Genomic DNA, 24,449 nt, shown 5'->3' with positions numbered 1-24,449 from the left:
TAGAGTGGGATCAGGATGTCTGAATCTTGACAACGTCTCCATGTTCCAACTCGTGATCTTCACCAACCACCTCACGACTCCCGTCGGGCTTCACTAAGATGGCTCTATTAAAACTCTCTCCGATTTCAGTGTGGATGTTATAGGCCAATTCGCGTACCGTAGTACCCTCCGGGAGGAGCAGTGCATCCGGTAGCACCTTGCCTTCGGAGTCCGATAACCTGTTCTCGTTCTCTACCGGGTACACGACGATCATCCTAGCCACATCGAATACAGCCCGATTCAGGGCCTCCTGCACCCCGGTGGAACCCCAACGTTTCAAAACTTTCTCCCGGATGAATTCGAGCGCCTGGAGTTGTTCGTCGCTCAGCTTTTCTTCTTCCAATATTTCGAAATCTGAATCTCCCGGCAGGTAACGGATTAACCCCTGGTCGGCCGCTCGCCTGAGCGCTAGTTCCGCCTCGGCGCATGTGGGAACCACTGGGTATTCGACCTCCTCTTCTAACCTCTTCAAGTTCTCTTCGGCGCACTCGACGTCGATCTTGTTAGCGGCGATGACCATCGGCTTGTTGACACGTCGTACTTCCCGAGCGAACCGTCGGATGTCCTTGTCCGACCATTTCGTGAGGTCGCTCGGTACCTCCGCCCTTTCCATGGCACTTTCGACGTCCGGTGCTGACACTCCGATGCCCGCCAACCGTTCCTTGAGGACTTCCGTCGTCGGGATCTTCTCCAGGCTCGCGCGCTTGACAGTTCGGTCCCAGTCTCTCCGTAGTATATCCGCTATCCATTCGTCCAGCTCGCGCTCCAGGAATTTCACGTCCTCGGTAGGTTCCCTAGTGCCTGGATCGCACGGACGACCTTCCTCGTCCGTGGATCCCGAAACGTCTACGACATGTATCAGTACAGAGGCCTGTCTGAGATCATCTAGGAACTTGTTTCCGAGTCCTCTTCCTTCGTGGGCGCCAGGGACTAGTCCCGCGACGTCGATCAGCTCCACGGGTACGAACCTATTACCGTCGATGCACGAGGAGTTCCGAGGCTGACACTTCACACCGAACGCTTTACAGGGACACTCCGTTCGGACGTGGGCGACACCTTGGTTCGGGTCGACGGTAGTGAACGGATAATCTGCGGTTTCCACGGATGACAGTGTGGCAGCCGCGAAGAACGTGCTCTTACCCACGTTCGGCTTGCCTACTATTCCTACATGCACTCCCAACCGGTAGTCCCCGGGGGAACGCCCGTGCACGTGTTAATAGCTTCAGGGGATGGTGGACATCTCACGAGGGCACTCGCCCTTGCCGAGGAGTTATCCGACCGAGGACATGACGTGACTTTCGCCGTCAATGAAGACTCTGATCAGGCAGTAGAACGGCTCAAGAAGGCGGGCTTCGAAGTGTACATAGGTCTGCCGAGACCCAGAAGGATAAACGATACCATCTGGAGGGCCGCTCTGGGCGGGCTGAAGAATTACCTAGCGGCTTCCAAAGCACTCCGTGATGTGCAGCCCGACCTGGTTCTGTCCACGGGGTCCGGTGTGGCTATAGGACCTATGCTCGCAGGGAAGTTCAAGCGATTGCCTGTGGCACACTACGAGCCGACCGACGTGGTCTCTGTTTCAGGTAAGGTAGCGAAGTTGTGCGCCGACGTCATCGGAGTCTGGGACGAGGATATGTCCGAGTACTACGGCGACCGAGCTGTTAACGTCGGTATCGTGTTGCCCCGGAGCTTCGAGGAGGCCGATCCGGAAGAGGCACGGGAGAATTACGGCTTGGGAGGGAGAGTACTCGTGTGGACTACGGGTTCGGCCGGCTACGGACCCGCCTTGAAGGGACTAGTCAAGTGTGCTGAGCATGGACTACTGAGGGACTGGGAAGTGGTTGTGAACACGGGGAACGCCATGGATCCTGAGCGCCTAAGACGAAAGCTGGATGGACTGTGCTCCGGGATTGTGGCGAGGCGTTTCTTCCACGATTTTCCGGCTCTATTGAAGGCCGCCGACCTCGTCGTGTGCTTAGGGGGAGCCACTCCCGTGGAAGCCGCCGCGTTGGGTAAGCCGGTAGTGGTTTTGCCTAGAAGAGACGTGCTCAGGGACCACCAATACGTTACCGCCAAAAAATTGGAGAAACGCGGTGTCGCGGTGGCGGCCGAAGACGCTTCTAACCCCGAAGAGGTCGTAAAAGCCGTGAGTCGAGCCTTGAGCATCGATTACGAGGACCTGAAGCGTATGGGGGAGAAAGGTAGAGAGCTCTTCGGTGGCAACGCTCGGGAACAGTTCATCGACCTCTGCGAGGAACTTGTCGAGTCGGGATGAGGAGGTCCCCGCTATCCGAACGTGTGAGGGACTCTCCCTTTGCCGACCGACCTACACCTCAGTGACAGAGCCAGCCTCTCTAACTCCTCTGTCAGCTCCTACCTCGCTTTCCCGCCTACGACCTTGATTTGGACTACGCCCACGTCGTACTTGCCCTCCACCGCAGTCCTCGTCCCTGAAAGTCGAAGTGGTAGGACTTCACGCCGTTCTCATGTGCTCGCTCGAACAAGTTCAACTTAAGGACGGTTGCAGAAGAAGTTGCAGCCTGTCTTCACCTACCTTCAAGGACGTAATCGAGTCCTTCACAGCTGATCCATGCGCAAACTCTCTTACTGTACTGTTTCGAATACCTTCTTCTTCCCTCCCCTATTCCCCAGACTCGAGCCGTCTTCATACGGTACAGAGTCACCTGACGGACAGAAACATCGTTCAGCAAGCTTCCACTCGGACTCCTCCAGTACTACCAACGCTCTCCCCGATGACGAAGGAATCCCTTGGTGAGTTTGGATGATCGATGGGGCCTTAGCTGATGGGTTTCCGTAATCTAGCGATGAAGAAAATCTCCATGCCGTGTCTGTGAGGGTATAGCCGGGCGCACGCCCGTCGCACCTTCGGCTCGACCCCCGGCACGCGTAGTCCCCTGTCCGCCCACCTTACGTCTACGGGCTCCGGCTCCAGTCCGTGTTCATCCACGGCGTATTGTACTATCAGCTCGTTTTCTTCGGGTGAGAACGTACACGTAGAGTAGACTAGCACTCCACCCGGTCTTAACACCTCTACGACCGCGTCGATCAAGCGGCGTTGTAACCTAGCACACGTGGCGATATCCTCCGGATCGCGGCTTGTCTTCCTAGAAGGATCTTTGTGAATTGTTCCCTCCCCGGTGCACGGCGCGTCGAGAAGAATCCGATCGAACTCCCAGTCGGTGCTCGGTAAGTCGAGGGCGTTCATCCGAAGGGCCACCGCGTTGGCGACACCGCATCTGGCCAGGTTGCTCTTCAACGCCCGCACACGGTTCGGATCCACGTCGATAGCTACCAGTGTGCCCTCATTATCCATGAGTTGGGCCAGATGGGTGGTCTTTCCACCAGGAGCTGCACACGCGTCGAGCACTCGATCTCCAGGTTCCGGGTTCAACACGACCGGAGGCAACATGGAAGCGGCGTCCTGGGGCACGTAGTACCCCATCATGTACTCTAAGGTAGCGCCGATGGAAATAGGCGGGTCGTTGAGGATCCAGAACCCTACATCCACGGGCTCTGGGCAGCGCTTCAGCTCGAACCCCCGCTTCTCTTCCAAGATGCGTCGGAGTCCTTCTGGGTCCGCCAGAATGGTATTTGCTCGAATGGCCGGACGGATGTCTTCCATGTGTTCCAGAAGTTTCTCGGTTTCAGATCGTCCTAAGAGAGCCAGATACCTAGCTATCATGTAGGGTCGGACGCCGTAACGTTCCGCCAACTCGTGACATCTATCGTCGATTTCGGGTAGGAACACCTCAGCGTTTGAGCACGATCTCGATTTCACAGGACTCGTCCGGTTCGACTTTATGCACTCCCCCATGAGAGTCCTGGAAACAGCACTCCATAAGGATCGTGCATGGTAGCACCATTAGTTCCCCGTCTTCTACTACCATCGGTAAGATTTTAGTGCACCATTTTCTGTAAGGACACTCATTTACTGTACATGATATGACATTATCGGATTTCGATCTAAATTCTATCGATATATACCCGTCAATATCGACTTTTGATTCGCCATTCTTGACGGCGATATCGACGCCTTTTCGCAGTTTTTCGATTACCTGCTCTATACGATTTTTAGCCGCTAATGTTTCCATTATCTTACTCGAGACAATGCTTAAGTGGAAATGTGTTACTGAACCGTCATTCTCTTTAATCACTCTATTAAGAGTTGACATTATTGCAATTGTATGTTCGATGCTAGCAATGCTCATGTCCTCACCCTCTTAGCTTTAATTATGCACTCTGAACTGTTGTCGAACTCAACATGAATAGGTAATGTTTCAGATATAGCATCGATAATGATTGCAACTGGACAGATTCTTTGCCCCATTTCTTTCTGAAGTTCACAGATAGATTTCCAGCTACAGCTTTCAACTCGAATAGTAACTTTACCGTCCTCATTATCTATCTCATACCTCGTACCTCCCCGTGACTGTACGGATCCAGGAGGTAAGTGCAATGTCTCCTTGAGCTCGTCCAAGAACTCCTTGGGGATCTCCTCTACCCCGTCTTCGAGTAGACTTCTCACTACTAGTGCGATCGTGTGAGGGGTTTCACCGAGCTCTTTGAGTGCCGACAACGATGCAGCTAGTAGGACCTCGTTCACGTCTTCGATCTCGATAGCCACCACTTACCCCCCAGTGATGTACCCTCAAAGCAGCTCTTCGACGCTTCTTCCTCTGTACTCTTCTTCAAGCTCCTGAAGAATTAGCTTAACAATTCCAGTGGGGACTTCGTTGCTATCGTACAACAGTCCGACGATGAGCCCGCCCTCGACCTCTTTCAGTGCTAGGGAATGGCCGCACACGGCGATGATTTCCATTTCCTCTTCGGACTCGTCAATCAATCTGTTCATTACGTTTTTGAGCCTCATAACGGCGGTTGCCGCCAGAGCTGCACTCTCCTCGGGATCTATGTCGGTGTCGTGCGCCGCGTCGACAACGAATCCGTCCTCGGTGGCAACGAACGCACAGAGAACGCCGTGTTCCTTGACGACATCGTCTAGTTCCATCACGTCCCCTCCCCGTTATCCTGTTGAAAAGGCACGCTCCGGGAGACCCCGTTGATCGTCGGTAAAATAACCTTTCGGATCCTTATCATCGGCAGGTTACGTACCTTCTTCCCAGCTCTCCATGTACTCGCGCTGTTCCGGTGTCAGTTCCTCTAATTCGACCCCCATGGACTTCAACTTCAGTTCGGCGACGCGCTTGTCAACGTCTTTCGGTACCTTGTACACTCCGGGCTCCATACCCTCCCCTTCTTTCGCCAACACCTCGACGGAAAGCGCCTGGAGCGCGAAGCTGATGTCCATGATCTCGATCGGGTGTCCCTCTCCGGCCGCCAGGTTTACCAGTCTTCCCTCTGCGATCAGGTAGACCCTCTTGCCGTTTGGCATCCGATATTCGGTGACCAGGCCGCCCCTGCGGTCGATCTTTTCCTCGCAATGTTCTTCTAGATACTCCTTGTCGATCTCCACGTCGAAGTGACCTGCGTTGGCTAAAATGACGCCGTCCTTCATCTTTTCGATGTGTTCGCCACGGATCACGTCCCGGTTTCCGGTAGCGGTGATGAAGATGTCGCCCTCCTCGGCAGCTCGGTCCATCGGCGCCACTCGGAATCCGTCGAAGATAGCCTCCATGGCCTTAATCGGATCTACCTCCACTACTATGACGTTGGCTCCCAAGCCCCGCGCTCGACGCGCGATGCCGCGGCCGCACCACCCGTACCCGACTACCACTACGGTCTTGCCAGCGAGGAGGATGTTGGTGGCTCGCATCAACCCGTCCAGTGCGCTCTGTCCGGTCCCGTAACGGTTGTCCATAAGGTATTTCGTCTTAGCGTTGTTCACGGCGATGACCGGGAACTTTAGGATGCCCTCCCTATGCATCGCGTGTAGTCTGTTAACGCCCGTCGTTGTTTCCTCGGTGGCCCCGATCACGCGCTCCGTTAGGTCCGGGAACTCGGTGTGCACACGCGCAATACAGTCTGCACCGTCGTCTACTATGATGTCGGGCTCGTGGGAGAGCACCCGGTCGATGTTCTGATAGTACTCTTTCTCCGTCTCCCCACGCCAGGCGTATACGTGCACTCCTTCCCTCACGAGTGCCGCCGCGACCTCATCCTTCGTCGAAAGAGGGTTGCATCCGGTGATGGCTACCTCGGCGCCACCGGCCATCAACGTCTCGACCAGAACGGCCGTCTTGGCCTCGAGATGTAGGGTCATTCCCACGGTTATACCTTCGAGCGGTCGTTCTTCTTCGAACCGCTCGCGGATAGCTTCTAACACTGGCATGTGGTCTCGAGCCCACTCAATCATGTCTCGACCCTTCGGAGCTAGGGAAGGGTCTCGAATCGCGTACTCACCCTCCTTAACTACGACCAACGTCGAGCATCCCCCGAAAATGGTAATGGGCATGATCGAGTGTTCACGCCGGCCCCCGGCGGGGGGAGGCGGGAGTCTCCCGGCGGTGATCCCCGTGGTCACGTTCCCGGCACATTGGTTCCCGTCACGCCCGTGAGTGGCCGTAGTGCCGTCGATGACCGGGTGGCCTGGCCGCCGGGTACACCTTTATCGTATCAGGGGGGGTGAAATGGTGCGTCGCATGGTGATGGTGCTCACGATGGCTTTTACGGCACTTACTGGGGCCTGTTCGATACAATATGGTGAGCTAGTGGAGACATATCAAGTTACTTTGGGTAATAAAGTGTATGAGGTTCCGGTCGAATATTATGTTTGGAAGAATGGCGATGGCCACTTTGTGTGGGTGTCTTTGGGTGTTCATCCACTGGAGTATCAAGCTCATAAATGCATGTTTGAAGCCGTGAAATGGTTTGTATATAACTCTGGAGAGTTTAAGGGAACTCTCGTAGTCTCGTGGATTAAGATTCCGACGGAGTACTATCAATCCGGAAGTGAAGAGGAGAAGTACCGAGTATCACGTGATCTCGGACAGCTTACTTTTTACAATCACGTGTTACCTTACGTGCTACATCCCGAGGAGCTTGGGAGAAAGGTCGGTGTGCCTATCACAGGGAAACCTGAACTCTTCCTTGACGTTCACGCGCATCGGCCGAGCTGGGGAGTGTCAGAGTTCATCCTAATCCCAGCCGGCCCGATCCACGGGAACGACAACCCCGAGTCCTTCCAACGGGCGCTTCAGATCTGTGAGGTACTAGCTGGAGTGATCGGTGCGAGGGTCGACACGCAACAGACCGGAACGTCTCCACCATGGGTCACCGCCCCAGTCGCCAAGCACGGGATTCCGGCCGCAACTTTCGAGGACGGTTACTACTACATCGGGCGAGAGCTTCCTCCGAATTACGATAACTATCGGACCGAACTGGACAAAGCCTTCCTAGAAGCCCTGTACCTCTACGCTCTCGAAGGAGGTAAAGTCCCACCGACTCCGGAAGGATACCGTAAGCTGGCCCGATGGTACGCGATGGCTGCCGAGACCTGGAGTCGCACTGTTGAATACCTGAGCAAATCCGCAGAGACCCATCCAGAGTACCGATCGGAGCTCGAGAGGCTCGCGGAGATCGCTGCTAAAATTCGTGACCTCCTGATGGAGATGTCCGAAGAGTGCAAGCGCGTCGCGAAGCTGCTGGAGCTGGGTCAGCGGGATGAAGCGGCACGGTTGGTAGACTCGGAGTTGATACCAGAGTACGAGGAAGTAACACGCCTTTATGATGAATATATAAATGGTACGAAGCAGATTCCTGTAAGGATATCTGACGTGTTCGCGTCGGAGGAGCATGGGTCCGGAGATTACATCGAGGTCTTCGGTGTCAAGCTTCCGGTGTCACTCGCCGTGATAATAGCCGGAGCTAGCACAATCGCCGCGGTGATAACGTTCAAAGTCCCGGTGAACCCTATGGTGGGGTTGATAGCTTGCGGCGCACTGCTGTGGTTCTCGCGGCGCTGGTCCTGATGGCGATAAGCGCAACTCAGGCGCAGACACTACCACCACCGCCGCCGTCTATCCCTTCCGGCGGGACCGGAGGAGGATCTTCGCCTTCCGTAGGCCAAACGCCCCCTCCGCCCGCCTCACACCCCTCGCCGGCCGGCTCCGCCGGCGTAGGGGGAGGACACGGCGGAGGGGGCGCTAAGGGAGGAGGACATGGCGAACAAGAGCACGGAAGTACGACCCATGGAAGTACAACCGGTGGGCATGCCGGTGGAGGCGGGAGCGAGGAAGGGAAGAAGGTAAGCGAGAAGTGCGAAGAAGAGAAGAGAAGTGGCGAAGGAACAGTGGCTGAGAAGGTAAGAACGGCGACTGAAAAAATAAAAAAGAAGATTGGGAAACTAAAAGAAGAGTTAAAGAAGAAAATTAAGAAGCTGTCGTCAAAGTCCGTCGCATGGGCGTTGGTGGCACTTCTGGTAGCAGTGCTGGCGGGAGCGGCGATTTACCTAGGAGTTAGACTCATGAGGAAGTGAGTTGCTCTGCACATTCTGTGGAGTTCTCCAGTATTTCCTGCTCGTCTGCTCTGACGAGTCTTCTATTCTTAACTACGAGTTCCCCAGCCACGAATACATGCTTCACATCTGATCCTGAGACTGAGTACACAATGTTTGAAATTTGGTTGTGATTGGGATTTAATCTGGGAGAGCTGCCGTCTAGAACTACTAGGTCTGCTGCGTAACCCTCTTCGATGGCCCCTATCTTTTCGCTCGAGAAGACCGTACCCGCCCTCACAGTCGCCATCTTCATGATTTCCAACATCTCCGTGGCCGATGGATCCATCTTGTTCACTTTATGTAACAGGGCTGCTACTTTGATCTCCTCCAACATATCGAGGTTGTTGTTGCTCGCACACCCATCTGTACCTATAGTGACGTTAACACCTCTTTCGAGCATTTCAGGTACGGGGCTGATACCGGAAGCTAATTTCATATTACTGATCGGATTGTGTGAAACTACCACCCCTCTCTTCGATAATATTTCAATCTCTTTATCATTGAGCCACACGCAGTGAGCGGCTATAACGTCGTCATCGAGCAGTCCTATTTCATCCAGATACTCTACAGGTCGCTTCCCGTACTCCCGTTTCACTTCTTCCACTTCGTCCTTGGTCTCGGCTACATGAATCTGAATTTTAACTCCCCACTCATCAGCTAAGCGCCGGACCTCCTTGAGCAACTCCTCAGAGCATGTGTAGGGGGAATGCGGTCCTAGCGAGAACTCGATGATTCCTTCCATCCCGTGGCACTTGCGGTACACGCGTTCCGACTCTTTCAGCTCCTCCTCCCGCTTGTCCTCCTCGCCGAGGTCTATCATGCCATGGGAGATAACCGCGCGGATGCCGACCTCGGCGTAGGCTTCGGCTACGGTGTCCATGAAGAAATACATATCTACGAGGCAGGTAGTACCGGACTTGAGGGCCTCCATAGCCGCGAGCGCCGCTCCCCATCGGCACTTTTCGGCGTCGAGGCGCTCTTCCAGCGGCCATATTTCCTCCCTCAACCACTTCATCAGTGGCATATCATCGGCGACACCTCGAAACAGCGTCATGGGACCGTGTGTGTGAGTGTTGATCAAACCCGGCATGATAACGTCCTTCTCTTCGAGCTCTATTTCGTCCTCCCAGTCTTCACACTCTTCGAGCTGTTCTCGTGTGCCTACGAATGAAATTCGACCGTCTTCGATCAGAATTCCTGCGTCTTCAATCACACGCTCCGGAGTTACCGCGACACCTCCTAGTATCGCGAGCCTCAAGTCCACAGTCCCCGAGTACCGTTATATCCTGCGACTGGGACGTCGATGGAGGGCGCAAGTGATAACCGTAGCGGTACCCAACAAGGGACGCCTACATGAGCCGGCACTTAAGCTCCTCGAGCGCGCTGGAATCGGCGTAGAGGAGCCTCTGGGACGCCGTCTCAAGGCCAGAACCACGGACCCCGATATCGAGGTTATGTTCGTCAGGGCTGCGGATATCCCTCGGTTAGTGGAAGAGGGGGTGGCGCAACTCGGGATCACCGGATACGACCTCATCGTAGAGGCTGGAGTGGAGGTAAAGGAGCTGCTCGATCTACGGTTCGGTCAGGCGCGGCTGGTGCTCGCAGTACCCGAAGAGTCGGATGTGAAGTCACCGGAAGACCTCGACGGTGGTACCGTCGCCACGGAGTTCCCAAACATCGCTCGGCAGTACTTCGAGGATATCGGCGTGGACGTGGAGATCATTCAAGTGTCGGGAGCCACCGAAATCATGCCGAGAATAGGAGTCGCGGATGCGATCGTGGACTTGTGTAGCACGGGGACTACGCTCAAGGTCAACAGGCTTCGTGTTGTCGACGAACTGCTGGAGACCTCCGCACGATTGATCGCCAATCCCGACGCGACGGACGGTGAGGTTATCCAGAGAGTTTACTTATCGCTGAAGGGCGTGCTCAACGCCGATGGAAAGTGCCTCGTCATGATGAACGTGCCTCGAGAACGGTTAGAAGAGTTCCACGAGCTGTTGCCTGGCGTTACCGGTCCTACAGTGTCGGAGATATACGGGGACGAGGACATGGTCGACGTTTACGCGGTAGTGAACGAGGAGGACGTGTCGAAGGTAGTACTCAAGGCTAAGGAGTTAGGTGCGGAGGGTATTATCGTCCTTCCTATCGAGAGGATGATACCCTAGTCTTCCTCCATGAGATCGAGTAGCGCCACGGGATCGATGTCCCCATGGTACAGGGCGGTCCCGATCACTACTCCGTACGCTCCGGCTTCCTTGGTCCGCTTCACGTCCTTGATCGAACCTATTCCACCGGCGTACAACACCGGGAGATTCGTGGTGCTGGTCGACTTCTCTACGACTTTTTCGTCAATACCCATCTCCTTGCCCTCGACGTGCACCGCGGTGGTCAGGTACCCGTCGGCAACTTCGTTGAAGCGTTTTATGGCGTCCTCCAGGGTGATTCCCGCGTCCTCCTTCCACCCGCTGACTAACACCTCGTGGTCCTCGTTGACGTCCAGTGCCACGAACACCTCGATACCGTGATCGTGACACACGTCGACGATCTTCAAGAAATCATCCTCATCGGTGAACGCCACGGTTCCCACTATCAGACGGTCGACACCCAGCTCGATGAGCTCTTCCGCGCGTTCGGTGGAACGGATCCCGCCACCCACCTGAACATTGGCGTCGACCTCCTCACAGATCCGCTCGATAATATTCGAGTTATCACCTTCACCGCGTGCTGCGTCGATGTCCACCACGTGAATCCAGGGGAAGAACTCGGACCACTGGTGCGCGGTTTCCACCGGGTCATCGGACTCGAACGTCCTACGTTCCGGATCTCCTTCGACGAGCTGCACACACTTACCTTCGACTACATCGACCGATGGGATGACGACGAAAGCCAACGCGCGTCCCCCCTCACTCGAACTCGATAGTTGCTGGCGGTTTAGGAGTTACGTCGAACAAAACCCTGGTTACCTCAGGTACCTCACTGGTGATCCGGTCCTGGATATTGCGTAGGACTTCCCACGGAACCTCTGGTACGTCCGCTATCATCGCGTCGATCGATTCGACGATCCGAACGGCGATGACCCATCCGTAGTCCCGCTCGTCACCCTTCACACCGGTGGCCTTGCAGTCCAGGAGTGCGGCGAAGGCCTGCCACGGCTTCGACATCTTCCCCTCTTCGACAGCTTTCTCGATCTCTTCTTCCACGATAGCGTTCGCTTCACGCACGATCTTGACCTTCTCAGGCGTTACCTCACCAAGCACTCGGACTGCGAGACCGGGGCCGGGGAATGGCATACGCTCCACGATTTCATCTGGTATTCCCAGGTAGCGAGCAACCTTCCTCACTTCGTCCTTGTATAGGTCCCGAAGTGGCTCCACGACGTCGAGGTTCAGCTTTTCGGGTAGTCCACCGACGTTGTGGTGAGACTTGATTCCACGCTCGGACTCGATGATGTCAGGTGCGATCGTACCCTGAACGAGCACTTCGGCTTCTTCCTCCTTCGCTATCCGCTCGAATATTTCGATGAATTTCTCCCCGATGATTTTCCTCTTCTTCTCTGGATCGGTAACTCCTCGAAGTGCCTCGAAGAACTCGTCCGCGGCTTCGACGAACTTGAGGTTCAAACCCAGTTCTTCTTCCAGTAACTCGCGGATGCGTTTCGGCTCGCCCTTGCGCATGAAACCGTGATCGACGAACACGCACACCAGGTGGCTCCCGATAGCCCGATGCGTTAAAACTGCGGCGGTAGTGCTATCGACGCCGCCGGATACGGCAATGATAGCTTTCCTATCCCCTATCTCCTGGCGTAGTTCTTCGACAGCCTCTTCGACGAACTTTTCCGGGTCGAACATGATACACACCCCGAATAGGTGGTGCGGCCGTTGGAGGGGATCCGCAACCAAGTTGAACGCGTTCTCGATCCGAGAGAGGGAGCGTGCGGTATCGCACACGCTACCCTGGAAATCCTATCGTGGTCGGGGTACCGAGTGGAGTGCATCGAGGAACGGCTGGGTGTGAGAGCTCGCCTTATCGGTCCGGACGAGTCGGTGACCGAAGGTCGCGACGTCACTTGGGCACCGGCGATACTCGAATCTCTGATAAAATCTGGGGTCTACCCGGAAGGGTGGGAGGAAAGGCTCTCTAAGGTCCTCACTCCGGAGCGTGACATGAGACGACTGGCGCGTGTATTCGGCTATGGGAGGGTGCTGACGGTCGACAAGGTTGCATCTCGAATCGTCCTCGGTGGAGGAGGTACTGTACTCGTCCGACGCCACGATCTCGGCTCTGAGGTGGAGATACACTACGACGGTTCGAAATCGGAATACGTTTCCTACTGTCCGGCCTGCGCACTGGCCTTGGCGGCGGTGCGGCATCCCCGAGTATACCGTGAGCTAAAGCGTGAGCTCGCCGACGTTCCCAACACGGGTAAAATGAAGGCCGATGACGGTGTTGTGAATCGTGTGAGAGTCCGCTTCGGAATAGCTTTCGCGAGCCTTAGGCTGGCGAACCGAAGTGTCACCAACCGAGGGTGCTGTGTGGCTTACGCGATCGTCCGGGCTGAGTTGAAGGCCGGATACGGGTCGGAACGCTCTAAGCGATTGCTCCGAGCCTACTGTGACGAATGTCCCTTGAAGCATTGTTGGATGGGTAAGCCCATAAGCGCACTTGGAAACGTGGTGCTCCAGCGTCTGACCGAAATAGAGGGTGGCGTCCAGCTCAGGGTGAAGGAGTATCCGGAAATAATCACTCCCTCGGGTTCGGGCAGAGGGACCCTCTGCGCGCTGAGTGCCTGCGCAAACGCCGTCCTGCGCCTCGACGCTTCCAAGGTCCTCAAACCCGACCCCTCTCAGCCCGAAGCTTGGGGTGATGACCGGTGACCCGATATAAAGTCGGACTGGCGGACACGACCTTCGCCCGAGTTGACATGGCCTCAGTCGCGGAGAAGGTCTTGAAGGAGTACCTACCCGGGGTCGAGACTCCCAGGTACACGGTACCTGGGATAAAGGATCTGCCAGTGGCTTGCAAGCGACTGATCGAGGAGGAAGATTGCGATTTAGTCATGGCCTTCGGTATGCCCGGCCCCACCGAGATCGACAAACAGTGCGCGATGGTCGCCTCTATGGGGTTAATACTGGCACAACTACTCACCAACACGCATATCATCGAAGTGTTCGTACACGAGGATGAGGCGAAGGATGAACGGGAGCTCCACGAGCTGGCGGTGAAGAGGGCGGAAGAACACGCGCTTAACGTCGTGAAGATGCTCGAAAAGCCGGAGGCGTTGACCCGGGAGGCTGGTATGGGGCGCCGTGAGGGACATTCTGACGTGGGCCCGGCTCGCCTGTGAGGTGGGCAATGTGGTCGTTTAGCTTTCCTTTCACGCTCACAGTCAGTCGGACTACCTGTTCGAGAGACGCAACCTGTAGGTCGGAGAAACCGTGTCGTCTCAACTTCTGGTCCTCCGACAACACATGAGATGGATCCGTTGTAACACCCCATCCGCAAATCGCGACACCGTTCGTACCTTCCTTCACCGGTCCGAGGCTACGTGTCCGAAGTTTCCAGAGCGTGACGTCACGCGGGTGGTCGGTTTGGGCTGGGCTGAACGGGTCGTTCGAGAGTGCTTAGGACTCTCTGAGGGCGAGCGTTTCCTCGTGCTGACCGATCCCGGAATGGAGGAACTAGGTCGCGAACTGTTCGAAGCCGCTGAAGGGACAGACCGAGCGCTAGTCATCATCGATCCCAGGGAAACCCACGGCGAGGAGCCCCCAGACCACGTCGCGGCAATGATGAGGAGCTCCAACGCGGTTGCTGCCGTCACCTCTTGGTCGATATCTCACACGGAGGCCCGGCGACGGGCCTGCGAAGCCGGGGCTAGGGTGGCATCGATGCCCGGCCTCACTCGTGATACCGCGGAGCGTGCTATTGACGTCGATTATAAGCGGCTGAGGAGCTTGTCTCGAGGACTCGCTGAACGCCTCACTGAAGCCTCCGAAGCCCGTCTGGTGACTCCTGCGGGCGAGCTCGTGATAGACATCAGCGGACGGGAGGCACTGGCGGACGACGGGAACCTGCGGGATCCAGGGGAATTCGGTAACCTTCCGGCTGGAGAGGCTTTCGTAGCCCCGATCGAAGGGTCGGCGGAAGGGCACGTTCAAATCGACGGCAGCGTGGCGCCGGATGGAATTCTCGACGAGCCTATAAAGCTCGAGATCTCGAATGGTCGGATGGTCGAAGCCTCGCATGAAGATCTCGAATTCGTTCGGCTGATCCGCCGGATCGAGAACGGAGAAATGTTGTGCGAGCTGGGAGTGGGCACCAATCCCGGAGCGAAGCTGTGTGGGGTGGTACTGGAAGACGAGAAGGTCTACGGGACCGTCCACATAGGGTTCGGGGACAACAGCACGTTTGGCGGGCGGGTAAGCTCACGGGTGCATCTCGATGCGGTTATTAAGGAGTTCGAGCTTTACCTGGACGACGAACTCGTCGCGCGGTCCGGAGAGTTGCTGGGGGTCTCGTTATGAAGGGAAGGGAGCTTGAGCAACTCCTCGAGGTCGATACGTACCTGTCTCTGGCTTCCGAGCGTGATGACATCGATGTCTTGGATATCCTAAGGGAAACTATGGAGTTGCTGGAAGAGTTCGCGGAACGATTAGAAGACGTTGACGCGGAGGATGAGACGTGGACAACTTCCGAGAGGACGCGTAAGTTCCGTGAAGATGACAATCCGAGGCGTGATCGTGAATTCAAGAAGAAAATGCTCAAGAACGCACCCAAGTCCGACGATGGGTACGTGGTAGCGGAGCGCGCCCACTGGCTCCGCTAGAACCTTCGATCTCGGTGCAGTTCAGTTAATGTGATGTCGTTTTTACCCTCCACTACCCTTTTACCCCCGTCATCATATCACTTCACGGCGTGAAAAAAACTACACGTGCCGTAAAGGGTTTGCTAAGCCGTTAGTGGGGCTAAGGCTGCCCGGTAACGTTAGTACAGAATATTTGGGGCTCAGTGGATGCGGGGGATCGGGTGTGCCTACCGTGGTACGTATCGACGAGTTCTGGGACATGACCGAAGGTGAACGTCGATCCGTCGATGCCGTCACTTGCGCCACTGTTGGATTGATGAGTGGAGTTTATGGGATCTTGTCTTTTCGCATCACTGAACCCGGTGAGGTGCGTCGATTCGAGGAGGCATACCTAGAGGGTATAAGAGTACTCGTGGGCCCGTGCCCTAACGAGCGCCTCGGACTCATCGAGTGTCTGGTCCCGGCTACAGCTCATGGAGACGTTTCTGGGGCGCACCTACTCCGCACGATAGCGGAGGGTAAAGAGTTCGACGTCGTCGCCGTATCGGACGACGGTCGTGAGTATGAGGTAACAGTCGGCCCAGATGAGCTTGAACGCGCGATGATCGCGTCTACCCGTGCGTGCTTCCGTAACTACTCCGCGATATTCAACGATGGCGAACGACCCGCGTCGACTATCTTCGCACCGAGACCTCTGGAACCCGGGGAGGCATCCTTCAGCGGGTGCGGAGGTTACAACCCTCTGGAACACGATCCGGACCTCCGCCTCCATCGACCCGGCCGACGTGTACTGTTCTGTGGGGCTCCCGGGGTCATCACTGGAAGAGGTACCCGCAGCACCCGGGAACGCCCTAACTTAACACTTCACGCGGATCTCACCGAGTGTGATCCTACGTTCATGGGCGAGTATAGGACATCCGCGGGACCGGAGAATATCGCGGGTGTCGCGTCAGTGATAGCGGTTACCGAGGAAACGCTTCCGCTTTTGGAGCGTGATCACTCCGACGCCGCTCTACCGATCGCTAGGCTCTCCGACAGAACACCAGTAGAGGAGGCCACGTACGCCGATACGTGGATCCAAGAGACCATCCATTGGAACCCGGATCGCTGTGAGAACTGTGACCCTTGCCGACTCGAGGAGAAGTGCCCGTATCCGTACGGTGACCTTCGGACCGGTGACTGTTTCCATTGTGGATACTGTCACGAGTTCTGCCCGGCGGTCGAGGTCGATCTAGGGGAACTCGAAGTCGAAGGGAGAAGGCTCCAGATCATCGTTCGTGAATCCTCGGCGTATCTCGCGAAGAAACTGATGGAGAGAGCGATCGAAGCCGTCGAAGAGGAGAAGATCGACATCCTCCGCCCCTGAAGCGGACGGGCTCCTTCTCTACGCTGTTGGTCCTCCGTGGCGTTCGAGCGAGATCTTCAAATCTTACGCCATCGTCGGTAGTTCAGCCGATGAAGACTCTTGCCCGAACCTGACACGTGATGATTGCGGCGCCGACGGAGGCCTTTCACGCTAACTTCCCTCAAGGGACGGGCGCTAGGTGGCCGAAGCCGATCCGATGAGCGTCCGCTACGGACCCCCGGTACAAGTCGGCGGGCCCCCTCGACGCCGCGAGGCGCCGGGATGAGAGGGGGGCCCACGGTCCGGGGATACTTTTTCACACCGTTATGCCACTGGGTCTGGACATTTACCGAACTTTAATCTCGCGATCCTTGAGGTCGACCCAACCTCCGACCCTCGCGGCGGCCTCTACCATGGCCTTCACCTCGCGCGGTGGGATCCCCGTCTCCTTACCTATCTCACGACACTCGTCGAACTCCGCTTTCACCGTGACGACTTCTCCTTCCTCTGTCTCCGCGATCTTGACGCTGACCCTCCATTCACGCTCGCCGTATACCACCCGGACGTCCTCGAACCTGGAAGGTATGGAGTACACACCATCGGCATCGAACCTGTCGACACCCGTTGACCCAGTTAACACCATGATGTCACGGGCGACGTCCTCCGCTACCCTGTCGGGATTCTCACCACCGTCCACTAAAACCACCAGGACATGTCCGGGCCGGTTCTTCTTCGTCACACACGGGACCGCGTGACACGCGAGTACTTCCTCGCGCTCGATCAGTTTTTGAATCGCGTCGCCCAGCACCTCGCCGTCCCGATCGTCCAATACCGTAACCAGTAACATCAAGTGTGAGGGCTCGTAGTCCAACCCCATTCAGGTTGCCCCCGGGAGGATATCGTCATGGATGAGTACCTCCGGTTCCTACAGATGCTGGTGTTATCGGCCGCGGTAGGGATGGTGGTGGGACTCGAGCGCGAGCACGCTCACATCGCGCGTCGGGTCGCGGGCTTCAGGACGTTCACTTTAATCGGTGTGCTCGGAGGACTCACCGCGTACTTCTACAGGTTAGGATGCGTCCCCATAGCCACGGTGACGTCGGTTGGGGCCGCCGCGCTGGCCGTGACGATGTACGTCATGCGGGTGTACCAGCGTCGATCGTTGGGTATAGTCACACCGTTGGCGCTGTTGGCCACGTTCGCCGCTGGTTCGTTAGTCGGAATGGGTAGGTTCAAAGAAGGAGCCACTTTAGCGATCGCGACGGCCGTAGTACTCCTCTCCCGGGCGAGGATCCATCCCGTCCTGAGGAGACTGTCCGACAGGGACGTGTTGGACGCCTTGACGGTGTTCTCGCTGGCCGCACTGGTCTATCCGCTCTGTCCACCCGGTCCCGTGGATCCCTGGGGCGTTCTGAACCTGAGGAGGGTGTTGGAGATCGTCCTGCTGGTGCTAGCTGTGACGTCACTCGGGTACCTGGGAGTTCGGACGTCCGTCAGGGGAGGGGTACTGACGACGTCCCTGGTCGGAGGTTTCGTCAGCAGTTCCGCCACCACCGCGACCGTCGTGGCGAGGTTCAAGGAACTCCCTTTGGTGCCCGCCGCCGTAGTACCAGCCGCGACTTCTGTCGCGATCCTACGCAACATGATCCTGGTCGCAGCCGTCTCGAGGGACCTGGCCGTGGTGAAGAAGGTGGTTTACGTGGCGATCCCCGCGGCCATAGCCGGGTTCGCTACCTCCGTATACGAGTCGGGTCGCGCGGAAGTCGACGAGGAAGATCTCCGACGTGTCGTTAAGGATCGGATGCGGTCTCCCCTCTCCCTGAAACCCGCGGTGAAGCTAGGTCTCCTCATTTCGGGGTTCTCGATGACACTGAAGATAGGACAGCTATTCGCTGGGAAAGCCGGCTTGGTTGTCGGTGCCGTGGTCGGTTCGTTAGCCAGCAGCAACGCGATGAGCCTGAGCCTAGCCTATATGGTGAATTCGGGTACCCTTCCTTCTTCGACCGCGGGCGTACTGATCGCACTGTCCTCGCTGGAATCAATACTCGTGAAGTACCTATGGACGGCCGTGTTCGGTAATGCAGAGATCTTCGAGCGAACATGTCGCACACTTCTACCACCCACGATCGCGGGGATAGCGGGATTCGGGATAGCCTTCATTTGTTAAGCCACCTTCTTCAACTTGGCCACGAAGAACCCGGTAGTACCGTGGACGTGTGGCCACATCCGACCGGCTTCCAAGCTCGACGATACTCCGTCGACTCCTAAGGGCGGGTGTAAGAACTTGAACTTCGAACGTACGTCCACGGGACGCAAGCGATCCCGCTTGATAATTTCGGATACGACGAGTTCGTTTTCCTCGGGTGTGATGGTACAGGTCGAGTATACCAGTACGCCCCCAGGTTTAAGCAGTCGGGCCGCCGCGCGGATGAGCTGACGCTGCTTTAGTGCCAACTCTCGGATATCTCGCGGCCCGATCTTCCACTTGACGTCGGGATCGCTCCGGAGCGTTCCAAGACTGGAGCACGGAGGATCCAACAGCACCCGGTCGAACTTACCCACGTACCGCGGGTTCCTACCCAGCCTGCGGACGTCCGCGCGTAGGGTCTCGATGTTCTCGAATCCCATTCGTTCCGCGAACCGTTCTAGCCTGCGGAGTCGTACCCCACTGACGTCTACGGCAAGGATTTCCGCCTCGTCTCCAGTCAGTTGTGCGATGTGTGTGGTCTTACCGCCCGGCGCGGCGCATAAGTCGGCGATCCTCTCCCCGGGTTGTGGGTTCAGTATCTCGGTTACCAGTGCCGCCGCCTCGTCCTGGGGTACGATATGCCCTTCCCGCCAACACTCCAGCTCCTCTAGCCGCAGCGGTTGCCCCTTCTTCACCCGGATACAGTAGTCAACGTACTTCCCGCGCTCCACCTCGAAGCCGTGCTCTTCGAACTCACGGAGGACGTCCTCTACGCCGGTTACCATCGTGTTAACTCGGAACGTATAGTACTCAGGCGGTTCGTTGTGAACTTCCATGAGCTCCTTGAGCTCGTCCTCGTCGATGAGGGCACCGAACTTCTCGACGAACCACCGTGGATGGTGGTACTCAAGGCACATTCTGTCGATATCGTCCTCCGGTTCCGGTCCCTCGTACTCCTCTAGGTCCGCGACGACTCCGTGGACGCGGCGGTGGTTTAATCCGAGTTCCTTGGCCGCCCGGGTCGCGGAGTCCGTCACCGGTGCCGAGTGTTTACCCTCGTAGAGGACCTCGTTCGCAGCCACCATCACGAGGGCGCGCTCCAACGGCGGAAGCTCTGACCTCGAGACGTCGTCGACGACGCGCTCTAGTGTCCCGTAGCGGCGGAGCACGTCGTACACCATGCTCCGCGTCACGGATTGTGTCTTGTCGTCGTACTCGGACAGCGTCTTCCTGAGGACATACTGCACCGGATACGATTTCGTCCTCATAACCTCGATCAGCGATCTCGCCGCCAGCGCGTAGCACCGCGTCCAGAACTCCGTTAACTCCGTCACCCCCGGACTACGATAGCGTTTCCTCCCTTCCTCTTCGCCTCCCGAAGCGCCTCGAGGGCCCTCCGGACCGCCGGCGACTCGCCTTCGCGGAGTGGACGGCGGTCGCGTGGTGCCGGGCCGACGCCTACACCGAGGCTGATCGTGACCTCCCCTCTGAACTCTCTTTCGAAGTTCTCACGTATCCGTTCACATTCCTCCAGTATTTCGTCCAAGAACGCGTCGCCGCCCGGTATCTCGACGATGAACTCCTCGGTACCTCGCTCCCGGTCCGGTCCCTTGACGGCCACGGCACCCGGGAACCTAGCCAAGAACCGCTCGACCAGCTCCGTGAGGAGGCCCGTGGCGGGGTTGGGAGAGTATTCCGGCCAACCCCTCTCCTTAATCACCTCCCTGAACCGGTCCAGGTCACCCGCCACGGCCACGCTCTTCAGCACCTGACGAGCTCCACCCGGCGGACCGGTTCGACCTCGTCGATGGCCCGCAGGCACTCCTCGGGTGGCTCCTCGTCCGTCCGTATGACCATGATCGCCTCGCCGCCACGTTCCCGGCGTCCGACTTCCATCGCTGCCACGTTCACGCGGTGCTCGCCCAGGATTATCCCGACTTCCCCGATCACCCCAGGCCTGTCCACGTGCCACACGAAGAGCGTCGGACCGCTGAGCTTGAACCTCACCTCGTACCCGTTCACCGACGTCAGGTACACCCGATCCTCGATCAGCTCGCCCCTGAGTGATATCTCGTCCTCGTCCGAGCGGACAACCACTTCCACCTCTCCTCCCTCGAGCTCGTCCGAGACCGTGAACTCGAACTCGATCCCCCTCCGCTCGGCGACATCTATCGCGTTGACCATGGTAACGGGATCCGTCAACACACGGTCCAGGCAGCCCTTCAGAATTGCCCGTTTCAGCGCCTCCTTCTCCCGATCCTCGAACTCACCACCCACCTTAACCTGAACCGATCTCAGACGTCCCTCGAGCGCCTGGGCGGCGGCGTCGGCCAGTCGCTCGCCCACTTCCATCAGCTCTCTCACGTCGTCCGGCACGCCAGCCAGCGGTAGGTTGACTACGTTCTCGGGGATCTCACCCTTCAACACCCGCTCGATCTCACGGGCCACGATCAGACCCGCCGATCGCTGTGCCTCACCAGTCGAGCCGCCGATGTGCGGCGTCAAGACCACGTTGTCCAGCTCGTACAGAGGGTGGTCCTCGCCGGGCGGCTCCTCGGCGAACACGTCGAGGGCAGCGCCCGCGATCCAGCCCTCCTTCAGCGCCTTGATCAGCGCCTCCTCGTCCACAATCTTACCGCGCGCGCAGTTGATCAGGAACGCCGAGTTCTTCATCCTCTTCAGCTCCTCCTCGCCGATCATCCCCTCAGTCTCCTCGGTCAGGGGGACGTGGATCGAGACTATGTCGGCGCGCTCCAGCAGCTCCTCGAGCTCGTCGACGAGCTCTACCCCGAGCTCCTCCGCCACCTTCCTCGGTATGTACGGGTCGTACGCTATCACTTCCATCTCGAACGCCTTGGCACGCTTGGCCACCTGCTGACCTATTCTGCCGAGGCCGATGAGGCCCAAAGTCTTCCCAGCCAGCTCAACGCCCATGAACGTCTTCCTGTCCCACTCCCCGCGGCGCACCGATCTGTCCGCCTGCGGTATCTTCCTGGCCAACGCGAGGATGAGACCCATCGTGTGTTCCGCGACAGAGATCGAGCTCGACTCTGGCGCGTTGACAACGATGATACCGCGTTCCGTAGCGGCCTTCACGTCGATGTTGTCGACACCCACACCCGCTCGGGCGATGACCTTGAGGCGCTCGGCCTCCTTGATCAGCTCCCTCGTCACCCTCGTCCCGCTCCTCACCACCCAAGCGTCCGCGTCCCTCACGTGCTCCCGGATCTTCTCTTCGTCGGCGTCCTCTAACACGATGACCTCTCCTAGCTCCTCGAGCTTCCTCAGCGCGTCCTCGTGTATGGGATCCGTCACCAGGATCTTCGCCACGGAGGCACCCCCGGCCGATCTGATCCGGATTACACAGCGGTGCACCACTTAGGTACACCGGGTGTACGCTATGACACTGACCCGCCACGGTCCGTCGCTCGCGAACGACACCAACCCTCGATCCCGACTCTTGACAGTATCGGAAGGTATCATCACCTAACGGAAAACCCCATACAGGTAAGTATCGGACTGAAAACTCGAATCACCGCGTGATCCAACCGCACTCCCTATTCAAACCAGCGTGCCTCGCACCAAAAAGTGGAGCGGTAATCAACCGTAAGACTAACCGTGATTGTCACCGCGTGACGTCCTTGACGGAGGAAAACAAGGGCGCCGGATAGGGTACATGGTAACGAGAAACGCGAACCTCAGAATCTCAAGAAATAAACGGAACGTTCTCTAGTAGGTGGATGTAAGTCCTCGTCGTAGGTATTCAGCGATCGTCTTCAACAACCTGTACGGTAACCTGATCGGTAGCAACATCACAACGATCGTACGGCCTACTACGCGGAGCAGTAAGTTCTCCGTGTAGATAACTTCATTCAAGTTGGACAGAATCCACCACAGAACCTTCTGAACCAGACGCAACAATCGGGCTCCCCCCACCGTCTACCCCCTACTCTTCGGACTTAAACCTTTCGGAACATGAAAGACGGCCGTTTCACCCCCCGAAGTAGGACGCCGACAGCGGTCGCTCAGTGTACCGAGGCGGACTGCGTCTCACGCATGTAAATATAGATAACCTTTACCATCATTCAGGTGTCGACAACCCGATTTATAGCGGACGACGGTCTGAGGGTGGCGCGAACGAGATTTACTTGGGGGAAACACACGTGGCGGAAGCCAGGCTAGAACCCGTGAAGGAGGTATCCCCACCGCTGCTGCGCGTGGTCAGGAAGGGTGCAGAGGAGAGGGAACTCGTGGTAAACACGTCAAAGTGCGCCGCCTGTGGGATCTGCGAGACAGCTTGCCCAGTGGGCGCGATCTCCGTGGCACCACCGTCCGCCGTCGTGCGCAAGGGAGAGGACCCGATCGACGTTGACGAGAGTAAGTGCGTCCTCTGCGGCATCTGCTCCTTCGTATGCCCGTACGACGTCATCCAGCTGTTCGTCAACGGGAAGCCCATGACAGAGGTTGGACTGCCTAAGCTGCCGAAGTCGGTGGAAGTGGACGAGGAGAAGTGCGTGTACTGCTCCCTATGCGCCGACACTTGCCCGCAGGAGGCTATTACGGTCGAGCGCGAGGTTCCGACACCCGGTGACCTCGTGATGGGAGAGATCGAGATCGACGAGGAGAAGTGCATCTACTGTAAGGCCTGCGAGGAAGCGTGTCCTGCCGACGCCATCACGGTCGAGCGGCCGAAGCCCGGTGCCGATAACCCTGAGCCCGAGTTCAGCATCGAAGTCGACGAGGACAAATGCGTATACTGCGGCGTATGCATGAGGACGTGCCCGGTGGACGCGATCAAGGTCGGCTGTATGGTGTGCTACGGTACCACTCGCGGCGAGATCCCGGAGAAAGGTGAGGTCGATGGGTCCGTCGACGTCGACCCGAGCTCCTGCGTATACTGCGGATGGTGCGGCTTCGTCTGCCCGGTCGACGCTATCGAGGTGATCAAGCCGTACGAGGGAACCCTGGAGGTCGACGACGAGGAGTGCGTCGGTTGCGGACTGTGCGTCGAGGTGTGCCCGTGCGGTGCGCTGGAGTTTGAGAAAGGCGGTAAGGCTGATAAAACTAAGATCGTGGCACACCCGGAGACCTGCGCCTACTGCGGAGCGTGCGCCCGGGCGTGCCCGGTGAGCGCGATAACCGTCGTCCGCGAGGGCGTCACCGCGATGCCGGAGGTGCCCACCAAGGCCTGGAAGAAGGCCCTGGACAGTGTCCTGGGCCCGGTGGAGAAGGAGTAGTTCTCCTCCCCTATCACACCTTACTCACCTCTATGCATAAGCCTTCTATTATACCTTAGACCCAGTGATCTAGAGTATTCTTCTCGAGAGTGTTCTTCTTAATCCACAGTCTAGTGTATGCTTTCTACTATTTTCACCTCTTACTGCCTTTATTTCTCTTTTCATTCTCATCGCCATCAACTTCGACACACCTATCCTTTCCCGATTGAAAAATGTTATTGTATTACTCCTTATATGAACACTGCCCAATCAAATCAATCTTTCAACTATTTCACATATACCATCTAGCGCAGATTTACCCACCTTTCAAAACTAGCCACCATAACTCACTCACTATCTCTAGCCATGAATGACGAATA

At 57.3% G+C, this 24,449-nt stretch carries 24 protein-coding genes; 11 read left to right on the top strand and 13 right to left on the bottom strand.

All coding sequences use genetic code 11. From position 1 onward, the window contains the following. Window positions 1-10 precede the first annotated feature (10 nt). Entirely contained in the window at window positions 11-1,219 is a 1,209-nt protein-coding gene (locus BW919_RS02795) for a redox-regulated ATPase YchF (RefSeq protein ID WP_088335546.1), read from the bottom strand. Window positions 1,220-1,243: 24 nt separating this feature from the next. Here BW919_RS02795 and BW919_RS02790 point away from each other — a divergent pair, with 24 nt between their 5' ends. Then, window positions 1,244-2,314 carry a glycosyltransferase gene (locus BW919_RS02790; RefSeq protein ID WP_198324650.1) on the top strand — a complete coding sequence of 357 codons (1,071 nt, stop codon included), beginning with the start codon at window positions 1,244-1,246 and terminating at the stop codon, window positions 2,312-2,314. A gap of 522 nt (window positions 2,315-2,836) precedes the next feature. Here the strand turns inward: BW919_RS02790 and BW919_RS02785 are convergent. The 4 genes from BW919_RS02785 to BW919_RS02770 form a co-directional block, all read right to left on the bottom strand. Beyond that, on the bottom strand, window positions 2,837-3,838 hold the full coding sequence (locus BW919_RS02785; protein WP_198324649.1) for an RsmB/NOP family class I SAM-dependent RNA methyltransferase: 1,002 nt from the start codon (window positions 3,836-3,838) through the stop codon (window positions 2,837-2,839). A 426-nt stretch (window positions 3,839-4,264) separates the two neighbouring features. Beyond that, window positions 4,265-4,684 (bottom strand): hypothetical protein, encoded by a 420-nt coding sequence (locus BW919_RS02780; protein ID WP_088335543.1) that lies wholly within the window; start codon window positions 4,682-4,684, stop codon window positions 4,265-4,267. Window positions 4,685-4,708: 24 nt separating this feature from the next. Further along, window positions 4,709-5,068, bottom strand: a complete 360-nt coding sequence (locus BW919_RS02775; protein WP_157665927.1) for a roadblock/LC7 domain-containing protein — start codon at window positions 5,066-5,068, stop codon at window positions 4,709-4,711. Between the two features lie 96 nt (window positions 5,069-5,164). After that, window positions 5,165-6,472, bottom strand: a complete 1,308-nt coding sequence (locus tag BW919_RS02770; protein ID WP_088335541.1) for an adenosylhomocysteinase — start codon at window positions 6,470-6,472, stop codon at window positions 5,165-5,167. Window positions 6,473-6,827: 355 nt separating this feature from the next. Between BW919_RS02770 and BW919_RS02765 the strand changes: the two genes are divergently transcribed. Continuing rightward, the gene (locus BW919_RS02765) at window positions 6,828-7,988 is read left to right on the top strand and encodes a hypothetical protein (RefSeq protein ID WP_088335540.1); all 1,161 of its coding nucleotides are present in this window, start codon (window positions 6,828-6,830) and stop codon (window positions 7,986-7,988) included. Then, window positions 7,949-8,494 (top strand): hypothetical protein, encoded by a 546-nt coding sequence (locus BW919_RS02760; protein WP_088335539.1) that lies wholly within the window; start codon window positions 7,949-7,951, stop codon window positions 8,492-8,494. The genes BW919_RS02765 and BW919_RS02760 overlap by 40 nt, the downstream gene beginning before the upstream one ends. Here the strand turns inward: BW919_RS02760 and BW919_RS02755 are convergent. Next, a complete protein-coding gene (locus BW919_RS02755) occupies window positions 8,481-9,779 on the bottom strand; it encodes an amidohydrolase (protein ID WP_232452911.1) in 1,299 nt (432 codons plus the stop codon). The two genes, BW919_RS02760 and BW919_RS02755, sit on opposite strands and share 14 nt — an antisense overlap. 55 nt (window positions 9,780-9,834) lie before the next feature. On the opposite strand from BW919_RS02755, the gene hisG reads away from it, so the two are divergent. Continuing rightward, window positions 9,835-10,683 (top strand): ATP phosphoribosyltransferase, encoded by an 849-nt coding sequence (gene hisG, locus BW919_RS02750; protein WP_088336475.1) that lies wholly within the window; start codon window positions 9,835-9,837, stop codon window positions 10,681-10,683. On the opposite strand, the gene hisA is transcribed toward hisG, so the two are convergent. Together hisA and guaA are read right to left on the bottom strand one after the other, a co-directional pair. Beyond that, entirely contained in the window at window positions 10,680-11,408 is a 729-nt protein-coding gene (gene hisA / locus BW919_RS02745; protein ID WP_088335537.1) for a 1-(5-phosphoribosyl)-5-[(5-phosphoribosylamino)methylideneamino]imidazole-4-carboxamide isomerase, read from the bottom strand. The genes hisG and hisA overlap by 4 nt on opposite strands. A 13-nt stretch (window positions 11,409-11,421) precedes the next feature. Continuing rightward, window positions 11,422-12,366 carry a glutamine-hydrolyzing GMP synthase gene (gene guaA / locus BW919_RS02740; RefSeq protein ID WP_088335536.1) on the bottom strand — a complete coding sequence of 315 codons (945 nt, stop codon included), beginning with the start codon at window positions 12,364-12,366 and terminating at the stop codon, window positions 11,422-11,424. 30 nt (window positions 12,367-12,396) lie between these two features. Here guaA and BW919_RS02735 point away from each other — a divergent pair, with 30 nt between their 5' ends. From BW919_RS02735 to BW919_RS02715, 5 genes are all read left to right on the top strand, one after another. After that, window positions 12,397-13,392 carry a hypothetical protein gene (locus tag BW919_RS02735; protein ID WP_088335535.1) on the top strand — a complete coding sequence of 332 codons (996 nt, stop codon included), beginning with the start codon at window positions 12,397-12,399 and terminating at the stop codon, window positions 13,390-13,392. Further along, window positions 13,389-13,862, top strand: a complete 474-nt coding sequence (ribC, locus tag BW919_RS02730) for a riboflavin synthase (RefSeq protein WP_088335534.1) — start codon at window positions 13,389-13,391, stop codon at window positions 13,860-13,862. Before BW919_RS02735 ends, ribC begins: the two co-directional genes overlap by 4 nt. Before the next feature lie 244 nt (window positions 13,863-14,106). Beyond that, window positions 14,107-15,039 carry an aminopeptidase gene (locus BW919_RS02725; protein WP_088335533.1) on the top strand — a complete coding sequence of 311 codons (933 nt, stop codon included), beginning with the start codon at window positions 14,107-14,109 and terminating at the stop codon, window positions 15,037-15,039. Beyond that, window positions 15,036-15,341 (top strand): Asp-tRNA(Asn) amidotransferase subunit GatC, encoded by a 306-nt coding sequence (gatC, locus tag BW919_RS02720; RefSeq protein WP_088335532.1) that lies wholly within the window; start codon window positions 15,036-15,038, stop codon window positions 15,339-15,341. The genes BW919_RS02725 and gatC overlap by 4 nt, the downstream gene beginning before the upstream one ends. Window positions 15,342-15,543: 202 nt before the next feature. Next, window positions 15,544-16,686, top strand: a complete 1,143-nt coding sequence (locus BW919_RS02715) for a methanogenesis marker 16 metalloprotein (protein ID WP_088335531.1) — start codon at window positions 15,544-15,546, stop codon at window positions 16,684-16,686. A gap of 325 nt (window positions 16,687-17,011) precedes the next feature. On the opposite strand, the gene larC is transcribed toward BW919_RS02715, so the two are convergent. Beyond that, on the bottom strand, window positions 17,012-17,542 hold the full coding sequence (gene larC, locus BW919_RS02710) for a nickel insertion protein (RefSeq protein WP_088335530.1): 531 nt from the start codon (window positions 17,540-17,542) through the stop codon (window positions 17,012-17,014). 27 nt (window positions 17,543-17,569) lie between these two features. Between larC and BW919_RS02705 the strand changes: the two genes are divergently transcribed. Beyond that, window positions 17,570-18,832: an MgtC/SapB family protein gene (locus BW919_RS02705; protein WP_088335529.1), complete on the top strand. Its 1,263-nt coding sequence runs from the start codon at window positions 17,570-17,572 to the stop codon at window positions 18,830-18,832. Here BW919_RS02705 and BW919_RS02700 read toward each other — a convergent pair. The 4 genes from BW919_RS02700 to BW919_RS02685 form a co-directional block, all read right to left on the bottom strand. Continuing rightward, window positions 18,829-20,187, bottom strand: coding sequence for an RsmB/NOP family class I SAM-dependent RNA methyltransferase (locus tag BW919_RS02700; RefSeq protein WP_088335528.1), 1,359 nt, complete (start codon window positions 20,185-20,187; stop codon window positions 18,829-18,831). The genes BW919_RS02705 and BW919_RS02700 overlap by 4 nt on opposite strands. Continuing rightward, entirely contained in the window at window positions 20,184-20,621 is a 438-nt protein-coding gene (locus tag BW919_RS02695; RefSeq protein WP_088335527.1) for a hypothetical protein, read from the bottom strand. The genes BW919_RS02700 and BW919_RS02695 overlap by 4 nt, the downstream gene beginning before the upstream one ends. Further along, the gene (gene serA / locus BW919_RS02690) at window positions 20,615-22,183 is read right to left on the bottom strand and encodes a phosphoglycerate dehydrogenase (protein ID WP_088335526.1); all 1,569 of its coding nucleotides are present in this window, start codon (window positions 22,181-22,183) and stop codon (window positions 20,615-20,617) included. Before serA ends, BW919_RS02695 begins: the two co-directional genes overlap by 7 nt. Before the next feature lie 399 nt (window positions 22,184-22,582). Continuing rightward, window positions 22,583-22,774, bottom strand: a complete 192-nt coding sequence (locus BW919_RS02685; RefSeq protein ID WP_088335525.1) for a hypothetical protein — start codon at window positions 22,772-22,774, stop codon at window positions 22,583-22,585. Between the two features lie 242 nt (window positions 22,775-23,016). Here BW919_RS02685 and BW919_RS02680 point away from each other — a divergent pair, with 242 nt between their 5' ends. Continuing rightward, window positions 23,017-24,090, top strand: a complete 1,074-nt coding sequence (locus tag BW919_RS02680; RefSeq protein ID WP_198324646.1) for a 4Fe-4S binding protein — start codon at window positions 23,017-23,019, stop codon at window positions 24,088-24,090. The last annotated feature ends 359 nt before the right edge of the window (window positions 24,091-24,449 follow it).

Origin of the sequence: Methanopyrus sp. KOL6 (assembly GCF_002201915.1) — an archaeon.
Lineage (GTDB): Archaea > JAADCQ01 > Methanopyri > Methanopyrales > Methanopyraceae > Methanopyrus.
The sequence above is the reverse complement of the archived record's forward strand: the minus strand, read 5'-3'. Positions and strand labels throughout refer to the sequence as shown.

What these genes read in the sequence shown, in the direction of transcription:
- BW919_RS02775 (WP_157665927.1), bottom strand. Translation starts at nt 5,068, where the DNA reads ATGGAACTAGACGATGTCGTCAAGGAACACGGCGTTCTCTGTGCGTTC.
- BW919_RS02770 (WP_088335541.1), bottom strand. Translation starts at nt 6,472, where the DNA reads ATGCCCATTACCATTTTCGGGGGATGCTCGACGTTGGTCGTAGTTAAG.
- guaA (WP_088335536.1), bottom strand. Translation starts at nt 12,366, where the DNA reads ATGTTCGACCCGGAAAAGTTCGTCGAAGAGGCTGTCGAAGAACTACGC.
- gatC (WP_088335532.1), top strand. Translation starts at nt 15,036, where the DNA reads ATGAAGGGAAGGGAGCTTGAGCAACTCCTCGAGGTCGATACGTACCTG.
- larC (WP_088335530.1), bottom strand. Translation starts at nt 17,542, where the DNA reads ATGGGGTTGGACTACGAGCCCTCACACTTGATGTTACTGGTTACGGTA.
- BW919_RS02705 (WP_088335529.1), top strand. Translation starts at nt 17,570, where the DNA reads ATGGATGAGTACCTCCGGTTCCTACAGATGCTGGTGTTATCGGCCGCG.